We start from the raw sequence: 21,433 nt of genomic DNA on the forward strand, positions 1-21,433 counted from the left end.
TAATGCAAAGGTACGGCGTCAGGCCAGGGCCTGCTCGATGGCCGCGGCCACCTGCAGCACGCGGGCATCGTTGCCATGCAGGCCGCAGACGCCCAGACCCATGCCCTCGCCCATCGGCAGCGACGCCGCGCAGCCATCGAGGAAATTGATCACGCTCGGGTTACGCAGCACCAGGCCGTTGATCGCGAAGAAATCCTCGTCGCGCTGCAGCGCATCCAGGCGCGGCGGACGCTCGGCCACGCTCGGCATCAGCCAGGCATCGGCATCGCGCAGCAGCTCGGCGGCGCGTTGCTGCATGGCGCGGCGTTCGGCCAGCAGGACGATGTAGTCGGTGGCCGTCAGCTTCTCGCCGCGGCGGATGCGCTGGGCCACACGCTGGTCGTACTGGTCGCCCTTCGTTTGCAGCAGCTCGCGATGCCAGGTCCACGCTTCGGCCGCGGTCAGGCCGCCGGCAGCGTTGATCTCGGGCAGGCGGCGCAGTTCGGGGAAAGCGAATTCCACGATGTGCGCGCCTTGCGCCGCCAGCTTCGCCAGCGTGGCCTCGAATGCCTGGGCCACCTCGGCATCGAGCCCGTCAGCGACGAAGTCGCGGGTCACGTAGAAGCGCAGGCCGCGCAGGTTGGCGGCGCGCGTGTCCAGCGTTTCGCCGCTGAGCACCGCATCCATCGCCACGCAGCAGGCCACCGAGCGGGCCAGCGGGCCGGCCGAGTCGAGCGACGTGGACAGCGGCACGGCGCCGTCCAGCGGCACGCGGCGCGCGGTGGGCTTGAAGCCGGTCAGGCCGCAGAAGGCCGACGGGATGCGGATCGAGCCGCCGGTGTCGGTGCCCAGCGTGGCCACGGCCATCTGCTCCGCCACGCTCACGGCGCCGCCCGACGTCGAGCCGCCGCTGATGCGGTCGGGATCGAACGGCGTGCGCGGTGTGCCGTAGTGCGGGTTCAGGCCAAGGCCCGAGAACGCGAACTCGCTCATGTTGGTGCGACCGATCAGCACGGCGCCAGCGGCGCGCAGCCGCGCCACGGCCGGGGCGTCGGCCCGGGCCGGCGCGCGGCCGTCCAGTGCCTTCGAGCCCGCACGCGTCACCTGACCGCGCACATCGAACAGGTCCTTGACCGATACTGGCAGCCCCGCCAGCGGCGATGCCACGTAGCCTGCCGAGCGGGCCTGGTCGGCCGCATGGGCCTGTGCCAGCGCGCCCTTGGCGTCGACGCTCATGAACGCCGCGCCGCCAGCCTGCATATGACGGTCGATCCTGGCCAGCGCGTCTTCGGTCAGCGCCACGCTGGTGGTCCGGCCGGATGCCAGCGCGGCGGCCAGTTCTGCAATGGTCGGTGCAGTCATGGCGATGCTCACTCGGCTACGGCCAGCGTTTCCACGCGATAGGCGTGGCGCAGGCTGCGGTTGCGTACGGGATCGTGCAGTTCCACTTCGAACGATTCGCCGTGGCCCATCTCGCCGATCACCGCCTGGGTGCCGCAGAACATCGCGGTGCCCGGCGGCAGCTGCGATTCGCCGGTCAGGCGTTCGATCAGGTCGCGCGGGTCCAGCAGGCGCGTAACCTTGCCTTCCTGGTACAGCGCACGCTGGCCGTCGCGCACGCGCCAGCAACGCATTTCCAGTGCGTCCCAGTGATCGGCCACCTCGTCGAAGCGCCACACTTCGCGGCCCATGGGCTTGGCGCACATCTGCTTGGATACCGTCACGTCGTACGCTTCGACCTTGCGGTCGGTATGGTCCGAGCCGATGCCGATATAGAGCGCGTCGGCGCCCTGCAGCAGCACGAATTCCGTCTCGCCCGACGAGTCGTCGCGCGGCACTTCCAGCACGTCGTCGGTGGTCAGCAGCTGGGCGGCCAGCGGATAGAACGTGGGCACGGTGGCCGGCGGCTTCACGCCGATGGCCTTCAGTTCGTCGATATGGTGCTGGACGGCTGCCATGTCGCGGCCAGTCCAGCCGGCGATGATCAGTCGTTCGATGTCGAGGGCGAGCGCGCCCCCGCCGGCTACCTGGAGATGCAGTGTCGGCATTGCGTACTACCTTTGTTACGAGGAAAAAGTTCGGGTCAGAGTGTCCGGATGATGTTCTTCCGGAATTCGTCAATGTGTTCGCGGATGGCCTCGCGCACGGCCGGCACGTCGCGCCGCTCCAGGGCGTCAACGATCTCCAGGTGCTCCTGGTAGACGTTCTCCAGGTGCTGCGGATCGGACAGCGACAGGAACCAGAAACGCGCCTGCTTCTCGTGCAGGCCGCGCAGGAGATCGGCCAGCACGCGGTTGCGCGAGGCGGCTGACATCGCCGTGTGGAACTTCAGATCCAGGGCGGCCAGCGCGGGGATGTCGCGCCGGGCGACCAGTTCTGGCGAGCGGTCGACGATGTCGCGCATGGCCTTGAAATCGCTGTCGTGGCCGCGCTCGCAGGCCAGCGTGGCGCACAGCACCTCGTTGGTGGCGCGCACTTCGATCATGTCGAGCACTTCATTGAGAGACAGCGGCGTCACCAGCACGCCCTTGCGCGGCAGGATCGACACCAGCCCTTCCACTTCCAGCCGGTGGAGCGCCTGGTGCACCGGCGTACGGCCCAGGCCCAGCAGCGCGGCCACCTGGGCCTCGTTCAGCGGTTCGCCCGGACGGAACTCGCACGCGATGATGCGGCGCTTGATTTCGGTATAGGCCTGCTCGCGCATTGCCGCGCCGCTCTGGGCGGCGGTGGGCAGTGCGGGCGCGGGGTCGGCGGCGCCAACCAGTCGAATCGGATTCACCACGGCAGGATCAGTGTCTGTTCGTTTGAAGTTGTTGTGATACTAGTGTGATATTTCACTGGACACAACCGGGAATTTCCTAGGGGTAAACGCTAGGCATCGCGCCTCGGCTGGCCATGTGACGGCCGTTGCGCCTATCATTAGCCGTCCGCTATGAATCGATAATCGATACATAAATATCTTGGTGCAATATTTAACAATCGTGGTGCAGCGGATCACGACGATGGTGCCGAATCCGGATCCACCCCCATGGCCATCAACGACGGCGACCGTCCCGACCCGCTCTTCAACCAGTCCCTGGAAAAAGGGCTCGAAGTCCTGCGCGCATTCAGCGCCGTGCATCGCACGCTGACCCTGGTGGAACTGGCCGCGCTGACCGGCATGACGAAGAGTTCGGCGCAGCGCACCGTCCATACGCTGGAACGGCTTGGCTACGTCGACAAGCACCCGCAGACGCGGCGCTTCCGGCTGACGCCCAAGGTGATGGAAATCGGCTACAACTACCTGGCTGCCGACGCGCTGATTCCGATTGCCAGCCCCTATCTGTCGCAACTGGCCAATGCCAGCGGCGAGACGGCCAACCTGACCGAGCCCGTGGGGCTCGACATGGTCTACGTCGCGCAACTCATGACCGCCAAGCACATGCCCGTGCTGACGCCGGTGGGCATGCGGATTCCGATGTACTGCACGAGTTCGGGCCGGGCCTACCTGAGCCGGCTGCCCGACGACCAGGTACGCGCGATGCTCGAAGCCTCCACGCGGCAGGCGCGTACGCCGGCCACGCTGACCGATGTGGATGCGATCTTCGAGCAGGTGGTGGCGTGCCGCAGCCTGGGCTATGCGTGCAATGAGGAGGAACTGTTCCTCGGTGACATGGGCGTGGGCGCGCCCATCGTGAACAGCCGTGGCGAGGCCGTTGGCGCGGTGCATGTATCCCCGCCGGCCAGCCGCTGGACCATGGCCGACGCGCAGAAGAAGCTCGGGCCGCTGGTGATCGAATGCGCGTGGGCGATCTCGCGGTCGATCGCCCACTGACCTCCGGCGTTTCGCTGGCGGGAGGCTTAGCGCGCGTGCTCCAGCATCGCCTGCAGCAGCACGTTGGCGCCGGCTTCGATATGCTCGGGCAGCGCGTCTTCAAGTTCGTTATGGCTGATGCCGTCCTTGCACGGCACGAAGATCATGCCGGTGGGCGCGCGCTGGGCGACGTACACGGCATCGTGCCCGGCCCCGCTCACCACATCCATATGCGGCAGCCCCAGTAACGCGGCCGCGCGCCGCACGCTGTCCACGCATGCAGGCGCGAAGATGCAGGGCTCGAACTTGACGACCTGACGCACGGCCACCGTGACGGCGGTGGCATCCGCGATGCCGGCAAACGCGGCGCGCATCGCCGCGTCCATGCGGTCGAGCCCGGCCTGCGACAGGTTGCGGAAGTCCACCGAGAAATCCACGCGCCCCGGAATCACGTTGCGCGAGTTCGGCTTGACCTCGACAAAACCCACGGTGCCGCGCCCATGTGGCGCCTCGTCACGCGCAATGCGGTTGACGGCCTCGATCATGCGCGCCGATGCTAGCAGCGCGTCGTGGCGCAGCGCCAGCGGCGTGGGGCCCGCATGGGCATCCTGGCCGGTCACGGTCACGTCGTACCACTGCTGGCCCAGCGCGCCGCTGACCACGCCAATCGGCAGGCCGGCGGCTTCCAGCACGGGCCCCTGCTCGATATGCGCCTCGAAGTAGGCCGCGTACATGCCGCCCGGCACCTGCCCGGCGGGCTGCGCGCCCAGGTAGCCGATGGCTTCGAGCGCATCGCCCACGCTGACCCCGTCGCGGTCCTGCTGGGCGCGCGCAAACTCGCCGTCGAATACCCCGGCAAACACCCCAGACCCCATCATCACCGGGGTAAAGCGCGTGCCTTCCTCGTTGGTCCAGAACGCCACCTCCAGCGGGGCGCGCGTGGCAATGCCCAGGTCATTGAGCGTGCGCATGACCTCCAGCCCGGCCAGCACGCCGAAGTTGCCGTCGAACTTGCCGCCCGATGGCTGGGTGTCGATGTGGCTGCCGGTGGCCACCGCCGGTGCGTTGGGGTCGGTGCCGGCGCGGCGCGCGAAGACGTTGCCGATCTCGTCCACGCGCACGTCGAGCCCGGCCTCGCGGCACCACTGCACCACCAGGTCGCGACCCTTGCGGTCTTCGTCGGTCAGGGCGATGCGGCACACGCCGCCCAGCGGCGTGGCGCCGATCGCGCCCAGGTCCATCAGCGATTGCCACAGGCGGGCGCCATTGATGCGGGGAGTGAATTGCGAATCCATGTCTGTGTTGTCTGCAGTGAGTGAACATCGAGTGTCGATCCAGCAAGAAGCAGACCACCGGCGCCGATGATCCAGCGATGGTGCATGGGCACTGGCACATCACTTGCTAGTTCGAGACCGAACACAGCGTTCAACCCATCCCCCAATCAGGAGCCCTGCCTGTGACCCTCTCCACGTATCCCCGCGCAAAAGGTTTCTCCGCTGTCATCCGTTCGGCTTCGGCTGCCGTCGCCCTGTCGCTGCTGGCCCTGCCCGGCGCGGCCATGGCCGACAAGGTACTGCGCATCGGCATGACCGCCGCCGATATCCCGCGCACGCTGGGCCAGCCCGACCAGGGTTTCGAAGGCAACCGCTTCACCGGCATTCCGATGTACGACGCCCTGACCGCCTGGGATCTGTCCAAAAGCAACGGCCCGAGCCTGCTGGTGCCGGGCCTGGCCACCGAGTGGAAGGTCGACGACAAGGACAAGACCAGGTGGACGTTCAAGCTGCGGCCCGGCGTGAAGTTCCACGACGGCTCGCCGTTCAACGCCGACGCCGTGGTCTGGAACGTCAACAAGGTGCTCGACAAGACCGCCAAGCAGTTCGATCCGAGCCAGGTGGGGGTGACGGCATCGCGCATGCCCACGCTGCGCAGCGCGAGGAAGATCGACGACCTGACCGTGGAACTGGTGACGGCCGAGCCCGATTCGTTCCTGCCCTATAACGTGTCGAACCTGTTCATGGCGTCGCCCACGCAGTGGGAGAAGAAGCTGGCCGCCGTGCCCGCGTCCGTGACCGACCCGGCCGAGCGCAGCAAGCAGGCATGGGTGGCGTTCGCGGCCGATGCATCGGGCACGGGTCCCTTCAAGATGACGCGATTCGTGCCGCGCGAGCGCCTGGAACTGGCGAAGAACGCCAGCTACTGGGACCCGAAGCGCACGCCGAAGATCGACAAGGTTGTGATGGTGCCGATGCCCGAGGCCAACGCGCGCACGGCGGCCCTGCTGTCCGGCCAGGTGGACTGGATCGAGGCCCCCGCGCCTGACGCCATCGCGCAGATCAAGAGCCGTGGCTTCGAGGTCTACGCCAACGCCCAGCCGCACATGTGGCCGTGGCAGTTGTCGTTCGCGCCCAACTCCCCGTGGCTGGACAAGCGCGTGCGTCAGGCCGCCAACCTGTGCGTGAACCGCGCCGGCCTGAAAACGCTGCTGGGCGGCTACATGGCCGAGGCCAAGGGCATTGTCGAGTCCGGCAACCCGTGGTGGGGCAATCCGAAGTTCGACATCAAGTACGACCCTGCCGCCGCGCGCAAGCTGATGAGCGAGGCCGGCTACTCGGCCGCCAAGCCGGTCAAGGTCAAGGTGCAGGTGTCGGCATCGGGGTCGGGCCAGATGCAGCCGCTGCCGATGAACGAATACGTGCAGCAGAACCTCAAGGAATGCTTCTTCGACGTGGACTTCGACGTGGTCGAGTGGAACACGCTGTTCACGAACTGGCGCATCGGCGCCAAGGACCCGAGCGCGCACGGCACCAACGCCATCAACGTCAGCTTTGCGGCGATGGACCCGTTCTTCGCCATGGTCCGCTTCGTCAGCACGAAGACCCAGCCGCCGGTTTCGAACAACTGGGGCTACTTCGGCAATGCGGAGTTCGACAAGCTGATCGAAACCGCGCGCACGTCGTTCGGCGAGAAGGACCGTGATGCCGCGCTGGCCCGGCTGCATGCCCGCATCGTCGAGGAAGCGCCCTTCGTGCTGATCGCCCACGACGTTGGCCCGCGCGCGATCTCGAAGAAGGTCAAGGGCGTGGTGCAGCCGCAAAGCTGGTTCATCGACATTGCGACGATGTCGATGGATTGACGCGCGGTTTGCCCGACTCGCCTGTTTGCTCCCCTCTCCCGACCCCGGGCGAGGGGCGCCGAATTGAAATGTCATCGCCATCCCCACAAGCCGGCCACAGACCATGACTTACCTGCTCCGCCGCATCGTGTATGCGCTGCCGATCCTGCTTGGGGTCGCCCTGCTCTGCTTCTCGCTGGTTCATATCGCGCCCGGCGATCCGCTCGTGTCGGTGCTGCCACCCGATGCGTCCGAGGACCTGCGCCGCCAGCTGACCGCGCTGTACGGCTTCGACAAGCCGTTCGTGGAGCAATTCCTCCACTGGCTCGCGCGTGCCGTGCATGGCGACCTGGGAACCTCGATCGCGACGAACCGCCCAGTGATGGCCGAAGTATCGAACGCGGTCGTCAACTCGATCCGGCTGGCCGCCGTGGCAACGCTGATCGGCTTCACGCTCGGCAGCCTCTTCGGCTTCGTGGCGGGCTACCTGCGCGATTCGGTGCCAGACCGCGTGGCGTCGTTCCTGTCGGTGCTGGGCGTCAGCATCCCGCATTACTGGCTGGGCATGGTGCTTGTCATCGCGTTCTCGGTGCTGCTGGGCTGGCTGCCGGCCACCGGCGCCGGCCCCGATGGATCGGGCTCCTGGCGGTGGGACTGGGAACACATCCAGTACATGCTGCTGCCGGCCGTCACGATGTCGGTGATCCCGATGGGCATCGTCGCCCGCACGATCCGGGCGCTGGTGGCCGAAATCCTGTCCAACGAATTCATCGTCGGGCTGCGCGCGCGCGGGCTGTCCGAATACGCCGTGTTCCGGCACGTGGTCAAGAACGTCGCGCCCACCGCGCTGTCGGTGATGGGCCTGCAGCTCGGCTACCTGCTGGGCGGCTCGATCCTGATCGAGACGGTCTTCTCGTGGCCCGGCACGGGGTTCCTGCTGAACTCGGCGATCTTCCAGCGGGATTTTCCGCTGCTGCAGGGCACGATCCTGGTCCTGGCCGTGTTTTTCGTGCTGCTGAACCTGGTGGTCGACGCGCTGCAGACGCTGTTCGACCCGCGCATCCAACGGAACTGAGGAGCCTGCCATGGAAATGACGCTGAACAAGGCCGTGGCGCCGCTGCCGGTGGAACGCTCCCCCGGCTACTGGGCCACCGTGGGCCGGCGCCTGCTGCGCAACAGGCTGGCGATGCTGGCCGGGCTGATCCTGCTGGCGCTGATTGTGATGGCCATTTTCGCGCCGGCGCTGATGCCGGCCGACCCGTACGCGTCGTCGATCCTCAAGCGGCTCAAGCCGATCGGCTTCGAGGGCTATCCGCTCGGCACCGACGAGCTGGGCCGCGACATGCTGTCGCGCCTGATGCTCGGCGCGCGGCTGTCGCTGTTCATGGGCATCACGCCCGTGCTGCTGGCGTTCGTGATCGGCAGCGCCATCGGCATCGTGGCGGGCTATGCCGGTGGCTGGACCAACACGGCCATCATGCGGCTCACCGACATCCTCTACGCCTTCCCGTCGGTGCTGCTGGCCATCGCGCTGTCCGGCACGCTGGGCGCCGGCGTGGGCAACGCGCTGCTGTCGCTGACCATCGTCTTCGTGCCGCAGATCGTGCGCGTGGCCGAAAGCGTGACCACCCAGGTGCGCAACCGCGAGTTTGTCGATGCGGCGCGGGCCTCGGGCGCATCGTCGCTGACCATCGTCCGGGCGCACGTGCTCAACAACGTGCTGGGGCCAATCTTCGTCTACGCCACCAGCCTGATCTCGGTGTCGATGATCCTGGCGTCCGGCCTGTCGTTCCTGGGCCTGGGCGTGAAGCCGCCCGAGCCCGAATGGGGCCTGATGCTCAACACGCTGCGCACGGCCATCTACACGCAGCCCTGGGTGGCTGCGCTGCCCGGCGCGATGATCTTCCTGACCTCGATCTCGTTCAACCTGCTGGCCGACGGCATCCGCTCGGCGATGGAAATCAAGGAGTGAGCATGGCCGAGATGCTGGCAACCCCCAACCCCGTAGTGCCCCCCGCCGCCGCCGATGTCGGCGGCCCGGCCCAGCCGCTGGTCATCGCACGCGACCTGGTCAAGCATTTCCCGCTGAAATCGGCGGTGCCGTTCCGCCCCGGCGGCGTGGTGCGGGCCGTCGATGGCGTGAGCTTCGACGTGCTCAAGGGCGAAACGCTGGGCGTGGTGGGCGAATCGGGCTGCGGCAAGTCCACCACGGCGCGGCTGCTGATGCAGCTGACGCCGCACGACAGCGGCGAACTGATCTTCGACGCCCAGGGCGTGGGCTCGCCGCAACTGCCGATGAAGGCCTTCCGCAGCCAGGTGCAGATGGTGTTCCAGGACAGCTATTCGTCGCTGAACCCGCGCCTGACCATCGAGGAATCGGTGGCCTTCACGCCGCGCGTGCACGGCGTGCCGCCCCGCGAAGCCACCGAGCGCGCGCGCTATCTGCTGGAACGTGTGGGCCTGGAGCCGAAGCGATTTGCCGGACGCTATCCGCACGAACTGTCGGGCGGCCAGCGCCAGCGCGTGAATATCGCGCGCGCGCTGGCGCTGCGGCCGCGCCTGGTGATCCTGGACGAAGCGGTGTCCGCGCTGGACAAGTCCGTCGAGGCCCAGGTGCTGAACCTGCTGCTGGACCTCAAGGCCGAATTCGACCTGACCTACGTCTTCATCAGCCACGACCTCAACGTGATCCGCTACCTGTGCGACCGTGTGATGGTCATGTACCTGGGCAAGGTCGTGGAGATCGGCGACACCGAATCGGTCTATGCCAACCCGGCCCACCCGTACACGCGCGCGCTGCTGGCGTCGATGCCGTCGATGGACCCCGACCACCGCACGCTGGCCGCCCCGTTGGCCGGCGACCCGCCCAACCCGATCAACCCGCCGCCCGGCTGCAGCTTCCATCCGCGCTGCGCCCGCGCCGAGCCGATTTGCGAACGCCGCGCGCCGGTGCTGTCCGATGCGCTGGCCGGCCATCCGGTGTCGTGCCTGATGGCGATGCCCGACGGCGGCCATTCGCTGCCGATGCGCCGCATGACGCCCGGCCTGCACGCCGCCACACCCTGATTCGCCGGAGATTTCGATGTCCATAGACTCCACCAGTTCCTCCGTCTCCGCCACCCCGACCCCGCCGGCCGTCTCGGTGCGTGACCTGCGCGTGACGTTCTCGGGCGGCGGCAAGACCATCCGGGCCGTGAATGGCGTATCGCTCGACGTCGCGCCGGGCGAAGCGGTTGCCCTGATCGGCGAATCGGGCTCGGGCAAGAGCGTGACGCTGCGGGCCCTGATGCGCCTGCATCCGCCTCGCCGCACGACGATGGAGGGCGATATCCGCGTGGACGGGCAGGACGTCCTCAAGCTCGACAAGCGCGCGCTGGCCCGCCTGCGCGGCGGCATCGTCGCCATGGTGTTCCAGGAGCCGCTATTGGCGCTGGACCCGGTCTACACCGTGGGCCAGCAGATCGTCGAATGCATCCGCACCCATCGCAAGGTGTCAAGGGCCGAAGCCCAGGCGCTGGCGCTCAAGGCGCTGGAATCGGTGCGGATTCCAAGCCCCGAGCGCCGCCTGGCCGCCTATCCGCACGAGATGTCGGGCGGCATGCGGCAGCGCGCGATGATTGCGCTGGCGCTGTCCGCGCAGCCCAAGATCCTGCTGGCCGACGAACCGACCACGGCGCTGGACGCCACGGTGCAGATCCAGGTGCTGATCCTGTTGCGCGAACTGCAGCGCGAACTGGGCCTGTCGATCGTCTTCGTCACCCACGACATCGGGGCGGCCGTGGAGATTGCCGACCGCGTGGCCGTGATGTACGGCGGCCGCATCGTCGAGGAAGGCCCGATCCGCACGCTGATGCGCGAGGCGCGCCATCCCTACACCATTGCGCTGCTGCAAAGCCGCCAGCACGGCATGGACCGTGGGCAGCGCCTGCAGACCATCGGCGGCGCACCGCCCGACCTGGCCAACCTGCCCCCGGGCTGCACGTTCGCGCCGCGCTGCGCGCAGGCGCGGCCCGAGTGCCTGTCTTCCGTGCCGCCAGCGGTATCGCTGGGCGGCGGCCACCGCGTGAGCTGCGTGCTGGTATCCGAGCCCGCGTCCAGCGAATGCGCGGCATGACCTCCTACCTTCTCGACCAAGGAAACCCGAACACCATGAGCCTGGCCACCCATCCCGCCCGCGCGTTCCTGCCCTACCCCGATGTCGCCGTGCCGAACGCGGCAAGCGGGCCCCTCCGTGGCCTGACCTTCGCGGTCAAGGACCTGTTCGACGTGGCCGGCTACCCGACCGGCGGCGGCAATCCCCATGTGCTGGCGCGCTCGGGCATCAAGACCGCCACGGCGCCCACCGTGCAGAAGCTGCTTGACGCCGGCGCCACGTTTATCGGCAAGGTACACACCGACGAGCTGGCCTTTTCGATGAACGGCCAGAACTACCACTACGGCGGCCCGTACAACGGCGCGGCACCCGACCGCATCACTGGCGGCTCGTCCTCGGGATCGGCGTCGGCCGTGTCACACCAGCTCTGCGACTTCGCGCTGGGCACCGACACGGGTGGATCGGTGCGTGCGCCGGCCAGCCATTGCGGGCTGTTCGGCATCCGGCCGTCCCATGGCCGCATTTCGCTGAAGGACTGCATGCCGCTGTGCGAATCGCTCGATACCTGCGGCTTCTTCGCTCGCGATATCGCCACGTTCGCCCGCGTGGCCGACGTACTGTTCGGCGCCGATGGCGATCCGCTGCCGGCCCGGCCGCGGTTGCTGCTGGCGGCCGACCTGTTCGAACTGCCCACACCGGCCGCGCGCGCCGCGCTGGCGCCGACCGTGGCGCGGATCGAAGCCATCCTGGGCAAGGCCACGCCGGTGGACGTGGCGGACCGCCCGCTGTCAGACCTGTACTGGGCGTTCCGCTACGTGCAAGGCTGGGAAGCGTGGGAGGCCGACGGCGCGCTGATCGAAAACTATGGGCTGCAGCTTGGGCCCGATGTGGCCGGGCGCTTTGCCTTCAGCAAGGGCGTCACGCAGGCCCAGTTCGAGCAGTCGAGCGCCGTGCGCCGCGAATTCACCGCCCACCTTGGGCGCCTGCTGGGCCATGACGGCATCCTGGTGCTGCCGACCATGCCCGACATCGCCCCGCTGCGCGCCACGCCGATGGAGGCGCTGGAGGACTACCGCACGGCGGCCGCCCATACGCTGTGCCTGACGCCGCTGTCGGGCTTTCCGCAACTGAGCCTGCCGCTGTCGGGCCGGGACGGGGCGCCGCTGGGCATCTCGCTGCTGGGCCCCAAGGGCAGCGACCGCAGCCTGATCGCCGTGGCGGAGACGCTGATGACGGCACTGGTCTGACGGGCCGGCATAGGCTAGGCTCAACTGGACCCCGCCGCCCCGTGCCGGCGGGGACGGACACGCAACAGGAAAACTCCATGACCCGACTCCGCATCACCGCCGCCGGCCATTCGTTTATCGCCGAGACGAACCCGGACGCCCCCGACACCGTGGCGGCCTTCATGAAGCTGCTGCCTTACCGGCAGAAGCTGATCCACGTGCGCTGGAGCGGCGAAGGCTGCTGGATTCCGCTGGGCGAGTTCAAGCTCGGCGTGGGCTTCGAAAACCACACGAGCCATCCGTCGGTGGGCGATATCCTGTTCTATCCGGGCGGCTACAGCGAAACCGAGATCATCCTGGCCTATGGCAGCTGCTGCTTCGCCAGCAAGATGGGCCAGCTGGCCGGCAACCACTTCCTGACCATCGTCGAAGGCAAGGAAAACCTGCGCGCGCTGGGCACCAAGGTGCTGTGGGAGGGCGCGCAGGACGTGGTGTTCGAGCTGGCCGAGTAACGGGCAGCCGGCCTCAGCTGCGACGGGCGGCCGGCTCGGCCGCGACGCCGCAACGGAGACATCACATGTACATGATCTACTGGACCGAGGCCACCGCCGAAGGCATGGCCCCGCACGCTCAATCGTTCCCGGGAGATGCGCTGCGCGATGCGCTGCAGTTCGCCGAGGCGCTGCGCCGCCGGCAGTTCGCGGGCGAACCGGTCAGCTTTGTCACGCTCTGCTCGGAAAACCCGAACTCGGTCGGCAAGCCCGGCGCGGCAGACCCGCCGCCGGACTACGAATGGAAGAAGCGCCGGCCGTAAGGCCCGCGCCTTCGGCCGGGATCAACCCGCCATCACCCCGCGCTCGTCCTCGGGCGGTTTGATCCGGAACCACGTGGCATAGAGCGCCGGCAGGAACAGCAGCGTCAGCACTGTAGCCACCACCAGACCGCCCATGATGGCCACCGCCATCGGCCCCCAGAACGTGGAGCGGGACAGCGGGATCATGGCCAGCACCGCCGCCGCGGCCGTCAGGATAATCGGCCGGAAGCGGCGCACCGCCGATTCCACGATGGCATTCCACGGCGGCAGTCCGGACCGGATGTCCTGTTCGATCTGGTCCACCAGGATCACCGAGTTCCGGATGATCATGCCCAGCAGCGCCGTGATGCCCAGCTGCGCGACAAACCCCATCGGCGAATGCAGCAGCAGCAGCGTGGCGGCGGCGCCAATCAGGCCCAGCGGGCCGGTCAGGAACACCATCACCGCGCGCGAGAAGCTGTGCAACTGCAGCATCAGCAGCGTGAAGATCAGGAAGATGCACAGCGGCAGCTGCGCTGCGATCGACGCGCCGGCCTTGCCGCTTTCCTCCTGGGCACCGGCGATCGTGATCCGGTAGCCGGCCGGCAGCGCGGCCCGGATCGGGTCCAGCTTGGGATTGATCTGCGCGGTGACGGTCGGGCCCTGGATGCCATCGACGATATCGGACTGCACGGTGATGCCGAAATCGCGGTTCTCGCGCCAGATCACGCCAGGCTCGGACTTCAGCGTGACGCGCGCAACCTGCGTCAGCGGCACGGCGCGGCCGCTGCTGGTGGGCACCAGCACGTTGTTCAGGTCCGACATCGTGTCGCGCTCGCTGCGCGGCGTGCGCATGATGATGTCGATCAGCTTGTCGGCGTCGCGATACTGGCCCACCGGCACGCCCGTCAGCACCGCCTGGGTAGCCCGCGCGATGGCGTTGGTCGTCACGCCCAGCGCCCGCGCCTTGTCCTGGTCCAGCTCCAGGCGCAGCATCTTGACGTTCTCGTTCCAGTTGTCATTGACGCCCACCGTGTTGGGGTTGGCCGTCATGATCGCCCGCACCTGATCGGCCACCTTGCGCACCCCGCCGGCATCGGGACCGATCACGCGGAACTGCACCGGATACTGCACCGGCGGGCCGTTCGGCAGCAGCTTCACACGGCCGCGCAACTGCGGAAATTCCGTGACCAGCACGCGCTCGATGCGCTTGCGCAACGCATCGCGCGCTTCCACCGTCACCGGCATCACGATGGCCTGTGCCACGTTCGACTGCGGAAAGATCTGGTCCAGCGGCAGGTAGAAGCGCGGCGCGCCGGTGCCGACGAACGAGGTCACGCTTTGCACGCCCTTGTCGCGGCGCATGGCGGCCTCGAAGCGTTTGGTCATGGCCTCGGTCTCCGCAATGGCGGTGCCCTCCGGCATCCACAACTCCACCATCAGCTCCGGGCGGCTCGAATCGGGGAAGAACTGCTTTTCGACGTATTTGAACGCCAGCAGACCCAGCGCGAACGCCACCAGCGTGATCGCGATCACCGTCTTGCGCCACGTGACGCACCAGTTCACCAGCTGCCGGAAGCGCGCGTAGAACGGCGTGTCGAACACCTCGTGATGGCCGCCGTCATGCGTGCGCGTCTTGAGGATCAGGTAGCCCAGATACGGCGTGAAATAGACCGCCGCCAGCCAGGACAGCACCAGCGCCAGCGACGTGACCGCAAAGATCGCGAACGTGTATTCGCCGACCGTGGAGCGCGCCAGCCCCACCGGCAGGAAGCCCGCCGCCGTGATCAGCGTGCCGGTCAGCATCGGCATGGCCGTGGAGGTGTAGGCAAAGGTGGCCGCCTCCATCTTCGAGAAGCCTTCTTCGAGCTTGCGGACCATCATCTCCACGGCGATGATGGCGTCATCGACCAGCAGCCCGAGCGCGATGATCAGCGCTCCCAGCGATATCTTGTGCAGGCCGATGCCGAAGATGTTCATGAACAGGAACGTCACCGCCAGCACCAGCGGGATGGTCAGCGCCACCACCAGCCCCGGCCGCACGTCCAGCCGCAGCGGCCGGGTATGCAGGCCCAGCGCCACGAAGCTGACGCCCAGCACGATCACCACGGCCTCGATCAGCACGTGGACGAACTCGCCCACGCTGCGCTTGACCGCCTGCGGCTGGTCCTGCACCTGGTCCATCTCGATGCCCACCGGCAACTGACCGCGCAGGCCATCGGTCACGCGGCGCAGTTCCTGGCCCAGCGCGATGATGTCGCCGCCCTTTTCCATCGAGATGCCCAGGCCGATGACGTCCTTGCCGTTGAAGCGCATCTTGCTGACCGGCGGGTCCACATAGGCGCGGTACACGTGCGCGATGTCGCCCAGGCGGATATTGGCAATGCCGTTGGGCCCGCGCAGCACCAGGTTCTGCAGGTCTTCCACGTCGCCCAGCTGGCCGGTGACCCGCACCTGCAGGTTGTCGGTCGGCGTTACCAGCACGCCGCTGCCGGTGGGATTGTTCTGCTCCGAGATCTGGTTGGCGATGGCGTTGATGTCCAGCCCAAGCTGGGCAAAGCGCGCCTGGTTGAACTCGATGAAGATCTTCTCGTCCTGCAGCCCCAGCAGCGTGACCTTGGCGACGGCCGGAATGCGCAGCAGTTCCTGCCGCACCAGATCGGCGTATTCGCGCAGTTCCTTGTAGTTGAAGCCGTCGGCGGACAGTGCGTAGATCGAGCCGTAAACGTCGCCAAACTCGTCGTTGAAGAACGGGCCGCGCACGCCCTGCGGCAGCGTCTGCTGGATATCGCCGATCTTCTTGCGAACCGTGTACCAGATTTGCGCGGTGTCCTTGGCCGGCGAATTGTCGGCCAGCTGGAAGATCACCGTGGTCTCGCCCGGCTTGGAGAAACTACGAATCTTGTCGGCATACGGCACTTCCTGCAGTTGCCGTTCGATCTTGTCGGTGACCTGCACGGCGATCTGCTCGGCCGTGGCGCCGGGCCAGAAGGCCTGCACCACCATCACGCGGAACGTGAACGGCGGGTCTTCGTCCTGGCCAAGCTGGAAGAACGCCAGCAGGCCGCCCAGCAGCAGCACGACCAGCAGGTAACGCGTGAGCGGCTGGTGTTCGAGCGCCCAGCGCGACAGGTTGAAACGGGAATGTTCCATGCGCCGCCCTCAGCCCAGGCGGCGGTCGAGGGCGCTCAGCTGCGCGCCGGGATTCGAGGCGGGCTGCGCCGGCGCCACGCTCTGCATCGGCTTGACCTTCTGCCCGGGCTTGAGCAGATGGACGCCGGCCGTGACGATGGTCTGGCCCGGCGTCAGGCCCTGCCGCACCTCGATCAGGTTGCCCTGCGCCTCGCCCAGCGTCACCGGCACCGGCTTGACCGTACCGCTGCCGCCCTGGCCGGGCTGGTAGATCCATACCTGGTTGGCGCCCTTGTCCTGCAGCAGCGCAGTCAGTGGCACGCGGATCGTGGCCGCATCGCCGGTCCGGGTGAACGACACCACGGCTGTCATGCCGATGCGCAGGTCGGCCGGCGGGTTGGGAATGCTGACGCGGGTCGGATAGGTACGCGTGACCGGATCGGCCGCCGCCGAAATCTCGCGCACCCGGCCAGGCAACGTGCGGTCGGGGTCCGACCACGTATGGATCGACACATCGGTGATGCCACGCAGCATGTCCACCTGATCTTCGGGCAGGCCGATGGCCACTTCCTTTTCGGCGGTCTGCGCCACACGGATCACCGGCTGGCCCGGCGTGACCACCTGGCCTACTTCGGTATCGATGGCAGTCACCACGCCGTCGGCGTCGGCCGTCAGCACCGCGTAGCCGGTCTGGTTCGACTGGTTGCGCAGGCTGGCCTGCGCCTGTTCCAGCCGCGACGCGGCCGAATCGAAGGTAGCCTGGCGGCGGTTCAGTTCGGCTGCGCTGATGAAATTCCTGGCTGCCAGTTCCTTGTAGCGTTTCAGGTCGGCGGCAGCCAAATCACGATCGGTCCTGGCCGCATCGTACTGGGCCCGCGCGCCGGACTCGGCCAGCGCCAGATCGGTGGGATCCAGCCGTGCCAGCGGCTGCCCCTTGCGTACGCTGGCCCCGACATCGACCAGACGGGCCGAGATCTTGCCACCCACCCGAAACCCCAGACGCGATTCGATGCGCGGGCGAACTTCGCCCGAAAACTCGTACTCCGTCTTGCCGGCCGCCGGGCTCAGTTGCATCAGGCGTACCGGCCGCACGTCCTCCACCGGCTCGGCCTGCTTGCCACATCCACCCAGTGCCAGCAACCCCGCCAAGGCCACGAGCCCCACGGCCAAACGGGCCCGCCCCGGCCGCACGGGGCGGCGCACGGCCACGCGCGACTGGGGAACGAGATCAACTTCAGCGGCCGCAACTTCCGGCCTCGCAATGGGCACTGGCATGGACAAGCGTCTTTGAGTCGGTGGAAAAGGATGAAGCTGGGTGCAGCGAAAACCCGGCTGATACTCGGGCCGAATACGGCAGCGGTACTGCGCGGCCTTGCGGCCGGATGGTGTCTCGCTGGCGCCTCGGGTCGGGTGCCTTGCTGCCGCGCGGGTCGATCCCCGAACATTCGGAAATCGGCCACGATGAGTTAATAACTTTGCGGTCAGTAATATAGCGAGCGCCCATGAGTGCGTCAAACGCCGGATGACGAACGGCTGTATTTCGCGACAAAACGTCACGTTGCCGGCGCGGCAGGCTACAAAAGCCTTTTTCATCACTCAATTGCCGGGGCGCCGGCCCGGGTGGCCGATGTTACAATTCGCCGCTTTGGCGCCGCCCCCGCCGCCCCACCAGAAAGAGATTGGCGTGACGCCCGATCAGTATTGCCAGGACAAGGCCGCGAAAAGCGGCTCCAGTTTCTACTACAGCAGCCTGCTCCTGCCTCCCGAACGCCGCCGTGCGCTGACGGCGCTGCAAGCCTGGCGCCTGGAGCTGGATGCCATCGTTCACGAGAATCACGACGCCGGCGTGGCCCTCCAGCGGCTGGACTGGTGGCGCGCCGAACTGCGCCGCCTGTACGAAGGCAGCCCGAATCACCCCGTCAGCCACGCGCTGCTGCCCTACCTGGCCAGCCTGCCGCAGGCAGAGATGACCCAGGTGCTCGATGGCACCGAGATGGACCTCGCCCAGTCGCGCTATTTCGACGAGGGCGCGCTTGGCCGGTACTGCCGGCTGGTGGGCGGCACGCTGGGCAAGCTGTCGGCGCGGCTGCTGGGCTTTACCGATGAACGTACGCTGGAATCGACCGAAAAGCTCGGGCTGTCGCAGATGCGCATCCGCATCGTGCGCGAGGTGGGCCACGACGCCCGCCAGGGCCGCGTCTATATTCCCGTCGATACCCTGCAGCGATTTGAAGTGCCGGTGGCGGACATCATGCAGTCGCGCCATTCCCCGCAGTTTGTGGCCTTGATGCGCGAACAGGCCACGCTGGCCCGCACGCTGTACCAGGAAGCCCTGGCGCTGCTGCCCCGCGCCGACCGCCGGGCCCAGCGCGCGTCGCTGGCGCGGGCGGCCATCCACCATGCCTTGCTCGACGAGATCGAAGCCAGCGATTTCCAGGTACTGACCCAGCGCATTGCGCTGACGCCCATGCGCAAGCTGTGGCTGGCGTGGAAGACCTGGCTCAGGAATGGCTGAGCGCGGGTTCCTTGCCGCGTCGGCCCGCGGGTTTCTTGCGCCGTCGGCCCTTTTCTACCGCTCTTACTGCCGCCCTTTCTGCCGCGGCCCCGTCCCGCGCCGTCAGTCCCTGGCGGCCAGTCGTTTCAACGTATTGATGCCATGACCACTGCCACGCCCTCTCTAGGCCAGCTGATCCTCGATCGCGCCGACGCCCTGGCCCGGCACTCCGACATGGAAGGCGGCCTGACCTGCGCCTACCTGACGCCCGCCCACACCCAGGCGCAGGCGCTGCTGGCGCGCTGGATGGAAGATGCCGGCATGACGGTGCGCATCGACGCCATCGGCAACGTGATCGGCCGCTATGCCGCCGATCCGGCCGCGCCGGACCCCAAGGTGCTGATGACCGGGTCGCACTTCGACACGGTGCGCAACGGCGGACGCTACGACGGGCGGCTGGGCATCCTGCTGCCGATCGCCGTGGTGGGCGCGCTGCGCGATGCGGGTATTCGCCTGCCCTACCACTTCGAGGTGGTGGCTTTTGCCGAAGAGGAAGGCCTGCGCTTCAAGACCAGCTTCCTGGCCAGCAGCGTGCTGGCGAACCGCTTCGATCCGGCTTTGCTGGACCGCGTGGACGCCGATGGCGTGTCGATGCGCGATGCCCTGGCGCAGGCGGGCTTCCCGGGCGCTGGCGCGCTGGACGCGCTGCGCGCCGCGGCGGTCGATCCCGCCACGCTGGCCGGCTTTGTCGAGGTCCACATCGAACAGGGCCCGGTGCTGCTGAATCGCGGCCTGCCGCTCGGCATCGTGACGCAGATCGCCGGCAGCAGCCGCTTTCTGGTGCGCGTGGAGGGCCTGGCCAGCCATGCCGGCACCACGCCAATGGATATGCGACGCGACGCCGCCGCCGGCGCCGCGGAAATGATCCTGCTGGTCGAGCAGCGCTGCGGCCAGGTGCCGACGCTGGTCGGCACGGTGGGCCAGCTGCAGGTGCCCAACGGATCGAGCAACGTGATTCCGGCCGCATGCGTATTTTCGATGGACATCCGCGCGGGCGAGGACGGCATCCGCGAAGCGGCCATTGCGGACATCGTGGCGGGCATCGAGGCCATTGCGGCGCGGCGCCTGCTGCAGGTCACCGTGGAACGGGTCACGCCGGTCAACAACGCGCCCTGCGCACGCTGGCTGATGGACCAGTTCGCGGCCGTGTTGAGAAAACGTGGGCTGGAGGCGTTCGAGTTGCCTTCGGGTGCGGGGCACGACGCGATGATGATGCAGCGGATCACCGATGTGGCAATGCTGTTCGTGCGCTGCGGCAATGGCGGGATCAGCCACAATCCGGCGGAAACGATCACGGTGGAAGACGCCCAGCAGGCCGCCGAGGTATTCGTGGACTTCCTGCGGCACTTCCGGGCGGCGGGCTGATCAGCCGCCCTGGTACATTTCCTTGCCGATGTCGTAAAGATTCTTGCGCAGCGTCTTGCGCTCGTCGGGCGACAGGCGCTGGCTGCCGCCGCGCTGCCCCTGGCGCGCCGCACGCTCCGCCATGTCGCGCTCGGTCTCGGCACGATCGTTGCGGCGGGGTGGCTGACGGTTGCGTTCGGGTGCGGACGGGCTGCTGCCGGGCCCGCCGGGCGGCTGGCCCTTGGGGTGAAGCAAATGCGCCATGCCCGCCGACTGGGCGAATGCCGGAGCAGGTGCCACGGCCATCAGCAGGGTCAGGCCGGCCAGACAGACCACTCGCGCGCAAATTGTGCGACGCAGGGTTTGCCCGTGCCGGTTATGCTTCACTTTCATTGGATAATGGCGGTTTCGACTGTGGCCTCCGGATCGATCTTCAGGATCCCCGGTGGCAGCGCACCGGCATCGCCCCCGCCGACAGCAAGGCGAATGCCCGTGTCGCGGCCGGGAACAGTACGATGCCCGTGGTGACCATTCATTTCCCCGGCGAAAATCGTCCTTGGGAAAACGGTTTGCGGAGTGTAAATGCACAAAAGGTGCATGCCGCCATACCACGGGGTAAAGTATGTAACGTTTTGTTAAGCCATTTTGAGCGAAAGCGATAGTCGCTAAGATACCGCCATGGAAAATACCAGCCACAAGATTCTCGTCGTGGATGACGACCCGCGCTTGCGCGACCTGCTGCGCCGCTACCTTGGCGAGCAGGGCTTCACGGTTCTCGTGGCGGAAAACGCCACGGCCATGAACAAGCTCTGGCTGCGCGAGCGTTTCGATCTGCTGGTGCTGGACCTGATGATGCCCGGCGAAGACGGGCTTTCCATCTGCCGCCGCCTGCGCGGCGCCAACGACCAGACCCCGATCATCATGCTCACGGCCAAGGGCGAGGACGTGGATCGCATCGTCGGCCTGGAAATGGGTGCCGACGATTATCTGCCCAAGCCTTTCAATCCGCGCGAGCTGATTGCGCGGATTCACGCCGTGCTGCGCCGCAAGGGGCCCGCCGAAGTACCGGGCGCGCCGTCCGAAACGCCCGAAACGTTTGCGTTCGGCGATTTCGTGCTGAACCTGGCCACCCGCACGCTGACCAAGAACGACGAGGAAATCACCCTCACCACGGGCGAATTCTCGGTGCTCAAGGTTTTCGCGCGCCACCCGCGCCAGCCGCTGTCGCGCGAAAAGCTGATGGAAATGGCGCGCGGCCGCGAATACGAAGTCTTCGACCGCAGCCTGGACGTGCAGATTTCGCGTCTGCGCAAGCTTATCGAGCCTGACCCGAGCAACCCGCGCTTCATCCAGACAGTGTGGGGCCTGGGTTACGTCTTCATCCCCGATGGCGTGAAGTAAGT

General features: G+C 67.3%; 19 protein-coding genes. 12 read left to right on the top strand and 7 right to left on the bottom strand.

All coding sequences use genetic code 11. The features are described 5' to 3' along the window. Window positions 1-18 precede the first annotated feature (18 nt). Genes BLQ58_RS06950 through BLQ58_RS06960 form a run of 3 tightly spaced genes read right to left on the bottom strand, consistent with a single transcriptional unit; the run spans window position 19 to window position 2,761 of the window. Window positions 19-1,341, bottom strand: a complete 1,323-nt coding sequence (locus BLQ58_RS06950; protein ID WP_029050596.1) for an amidase — start codon at window positions 1,339-1,341, stop codon at window positions 19-21. A gap of 8 nt (window positions 1,342-1,349) precedes the next feature. Then, window positions 1,350-2,027, bottom strand: a complete 678-nt coding sequence (locus BLQ58_RS06955; RefSeq protein ID WP_029050597.1) for a DUF2848 domain-containing protein — start codon at window positions 2,025-2,027, stop codon at window positions 1,350-1,352. A gap of 35 nt (window positions 2,028-2,062) precedes the next feature. Next, on the bottom strand, window positions 2,063-2,761 hold the full coding sequence (locus BLQ58_RS06960; RefSeq protein WP_029050598.1) for a GntR family transcriptional regulator: 699 nt from the start codon (window positions 2,759-2,761) through the stop codon (window positions 2,063-2,065). Window positions 2,762-3,007: 246 nt separating this feature from the next. Here BLQ58_RS06960 and BLQ58_RS06965 point away from each other — a divergent pair, with 246 nt between their 5' ends. Further along, on the top strand, window positions 3,008-3,793 hold the full coding sequence (locus BLQ58_RS06965; protein ID WP_029050599.1) for an IclR family transcriptional regulator: 786 nt from the start codon (window positions 3,008-3,010) through the stop codon (window positions 3,791-3,793). Between the two features lie 26 nt (window positions 3,794-3,819). Here BLQ58_RS06965 and BLQ58_RS06970 read toward each other — a convergent pair whose 3' ends face one another. Continuing rightward, the gene (locus BLQ58_RS06970) at window positions 3,820-5,067 is read right to left on the bottom strand and encodes a Zn-dependent hydrolase (protein WP_029050600.1); all 1,248 of its coding nucleotides are present in this window, start codon (window positions 5,065-5,067) and stop codon (window positions 3,820-3,822) included. A gap of 263 nt (window positions 5,068-5,330) precedes the next feature. Between BLQ58_RS06970 and BLQ58_RS06975 the strand changes: the two genes are divergently transcribed. From BLQ58_RS06975 to BLQ58_RS07010, 8 genes are all read left to right on the top strand, one after another. After that, a complete protein-coding gene (locus BLQ58_RS06975) occupies window positions 5,331-6,908 on the top strand; it encodes an ABC transporter substrate-binding protein (protein WP_254775849.1) in 1,578 nt (525 codons plus the stop codon). A 103-nt stretch (window positions 6,909-7,011) separates the two neighbouring features. After that, window positions 7,012-7,962 carry an ABC transporter permease gene (locus BLQ58_RS06980; RefSeq protein ID WP_029050602.1) on the top strand — a complete coding sequence of 317 codons (951 nt, stop codon included), beginning with the start codon at window positions 7,012-7,014 and terminating at the stop codon, window positions 7,960-7,962. A gap of 10 nt (window positions 7,963-7,972) precedes the next feature. Next, entirely contained in the window at window positions 7,973-8,860 is an 888-nt protein-coding gene (locus BLQ58_RS06985) for an ABC transporter permease (RefSeq protein ID WP_029050603.1), read from the top strand. 2 nt (window positions 8,861-8,862) lie between these two features. Continuing rightward, window positions 8,863-9,954: an ABC transporter ATP-binding protein gene (locus BLQ58_RS06990; RefSeq protein ID WP_029050604.1), complete on the top strand. Its 1,092-nt coding sequence runs from the start codon at window positions 8,863-8,865 to the stop codon at window positions 9,952-9,954. A 16-nt stretch (window positions 9,955-9,970) separates the two neighbouring features. Then, complete coding sequence (locus BLQ58_RS06995; protein ID WP_049815778.1) at window positions 9,971-11,002, top strand: ABC transporter ATP-binding protein; 1,032 nt, start codon at window positions 9,971-9,973, stop codon at window positions 11,000-11,002. Window positions 11,003-11,037: 35 nt separating this feature from the next. Beyond that, complete coding sequence (locus tag BLQ58_RS07000; protein WP_029050606.1) at window positions 11,038-12,228, top strand: amidase; 1,191 nt, start codon at window positions 11,038-11,040, stop codon at window positions 12,226-12,228. 77 nt (window positions 12,229-12,305) lie between these two features. Next, the gene (locus BLQ58_RS07005; protein ID WP_029050607.1) at window positions 12,306-12,719 is read left to right on the top strand and encodes a DUF3830 family protein; all 414 of its coding nucleotides are present in this window, start codon (window positions 12,306-12,308) and stop codon (window positions 12,717-12,719) included. A gap of 65 nt (window positions 12,720-12,784) precedes the next feature. Then, a complete protein-coding gene (locus BLQ58_RS07010) occupies window positions 12,785-13,021 on the top strand; it encodes a hypothetical protein (protein WP_029050608.1) in 237 nt (78 codons plus the stop codon). 21 nt (window positions 13,022-13,042) lie between these two features. Here the strand turns inward: BLQ58_RS07010 and BLQ58_RS07015 are convergent, their stop codons facing one another. Both BLQ58_RS07015 and BLQ58_RS07020 read right to left on the bottom strand, forming a co-directional pair. Next, a complete protein-coding gene (locus tag BLQ58_RS07015) occupies window positions 13,043-16,153 on the bottom strand; it encodes an efflux RND transporter permease subunit (RefSeq protein WP_029050609.1) in 3,111 nt (1,036 codons plus the stop codon). A 9-nt stretch (window positions 16,154-16,162) separates the two neighbouring features. Continuing rightward, window positions 16,163-17,407, bottom strand: coding sequence for an efflux RND transporter periplasmic adaptor subunit (locus BLQ58_RS07020; protein WP_029050610.1), 1,245 nt, complete (start codon window positions 17,405-17,407; stop codon window positions 16,163-16,165). A 409-nt stretch (window positions 17,408-17,816) separates the two neighbouring features. On the opposite strand from BLQ58_RS07020, the gene hpnD reads away from it, so the two are divergent. Continuing rightward, window positions 17,817-18,647, top strand: coding sequence for a presqualene diphosphate synthase HpnD (hpnD, locus tag BLQ58_RS07025; protein WP_029050611.1), 831 nt, complete (start codon window positions 17,817-17,819; stop codon window positions 18,645-18,647). 141 nt (window positions 18,648-18,788) lie between these two features. Continuing rightward, on the top strand, window positions 18,789-20,051 hold the full coding sequence (locus BLQ58_RS07030; RefSeq protein WP_029050612.1) for a Zn-dependent hydrolase: 1,263 nt from the start codon (window positions 18,789-18,791) through the stop codon (window positions 20,049-20,051). Here the strand turns inward: BLQ58_RS07030 and BLQ58_RS07035 are convergent, their stop codons facing one another. Then, on the bottom strand, window positions 20,052-20,423 hold the full coding sequence (locus BLQ58_RS07035) for a hypothetical protein (protein WP_029050613.1): 372 nt from the start codon (window positions 20,421-20,423) through the stop codon (window positions 20,052-20,054). Window positions 20,424-20,708: 285 nt separating this feature from the next. On the opposite strand from BLQ58_RS07035, the gene ompR reads away from it, so the two are divergent. Next, complete coding sequence (ompR, locus tag BLQ58_RS07040) at window positions 20,709-21,431, top strand: osmolarity response regulator transcription factor OmpR (protein WP_010810107.1); 723 nt, start codon at window positions 20,709-20,711, stop codon at window positions 21,429-21,431. Window positions 21,432-21,433: the final 2 nt, after the last annotated feature.

It is taken from the genome of Ralstonia sp. 25mfcol4.1, assembly GCF_900104095.1.
Lineage (GTDB): Bacteria > Pseudomonadota > Gammaproteobacteria > Burkholderiales > Burkholderiaceae > Cupriavidus.

Bases quoted from the DNA above. Each gene is read 5' to 3' on its own strand.
- BLQ58_RS06995 (WP_049815778.1), top strand. From the start codon at position 9,971: ATGTCCATAGACTCCACCAGTTCCTCCGTCTCCGCCACCCCGACCCCG.
- BLQ58_RS06990 (WP_029050604.1), top strand. From the start codon at position 8,863: ATGGCCGAGATGCTGGCAACCCCCAACCCCGTAGTGCCCCCCGCCGCC.
- BLQ58_RS07005 (WP_029050607.1), top strand. From the start codon at position 12,306: ATGACCCGACTCCGCATCACCGCCGCCGGCCATTCGTTTATCGCCGAG.
- BLQ58_RS07035 (WP_029050613.1), bottom strand. From the start codon at position 20,423: ATGAAAGTGAAGCATAACCGGCACGGGCAAACCCTGCGTCGCACAATT.
- BLQ58_RS07015 (WP_029050609.1), bottom strand. From the start codon at position 16,153: ATGGAACATTCCCGTTTCAACCTGTCGCGCTGGGCGCTCGAACACCAG.
- BLQ58_RS07030 (WP_029050612.1), top strand. From the start codon at position 18,789: ATGACCACTGCCACGCCCTCTCTAGGCCAGCTGATCCTCGATCGCGCC.
- BLQ58_RS07010 (WP_029050608.1), top strand. From the start codon at position 12,785: ATGTACATGATCTACTGGACCGAGGCCACCGCCGAAGGCATGGCCCCG.
- BLQ58_RS06955 (WP_029050597.1), bottom strand. From the start codon at position 2,027: ATGCCGACACTGCATCTCCAGGTAGCCGGCGGGGGCGCGCTCGCCCTC.
- BLQ58_RS06965 (WP_029050599.1), top strand. From the start codon at position 3,008: ATGGCCATCAACGACGGCGACCGTCCCGACCCGCTCTTCAACCAGTCC.
- ompR (WP_010810107.1), top strand. From the start codon at position 20,709: ATGGAAAATACCAGCCACAAGATTCTCGTCGTGGATGACGACCCGCGC.
- BLQ58_RS07020 (WP_029050610.1), bottom strand. From the start codon at position 17,407: ATGCCAGTGCCCATTGCGAGGCCGGAAGTTGCGGCCGCTGAAGTTGAT.
- BLQ58_RS07000 (WP_029050606.1), top strand. From the start codon at position 11,038: ATGAGCCTGGCCACCCATCCCGCCCGCGCGTTCCTGCCCTACCCCGAT.
- BLQ58_RS06975 (WP_254775849.1), top strand. From the start codon at position 5,331: ATGGCCGACAAGGTACTGCGCATCGGCATGACCGCCGCCGATATCCCG.
- BLQ58_RS06985 (WP_029050603.1), top strand. From the start codon at position 7,973: ATGGAAATGACGCTGAACAAGGCCGTGGCGCCGCTGCCGGTGGAACGC.
- BLQ58_RS06970 (WP_029050600.1), bottom strand. From the start codon at position 5,067: ATGGATTCGCAATTCACTCCCCGCATCAATGGCGCCCGCCTGTGGCAA.
- BLQ58_RS06950 (WP_029050596.1), bottom strand. From the start codon at position 1,341: ATGACTGCACCGACCATTGCAGAACTGGCCGCCGCGCTGGCATCCGGC.
- BLQ58_RS06980 (WP_029050602.1), top strand. From the start codon at position 7,012: ATGACTTACCTGCTCCGCCGCATCGTGTATGCGCTGCCGATCCTGCTT.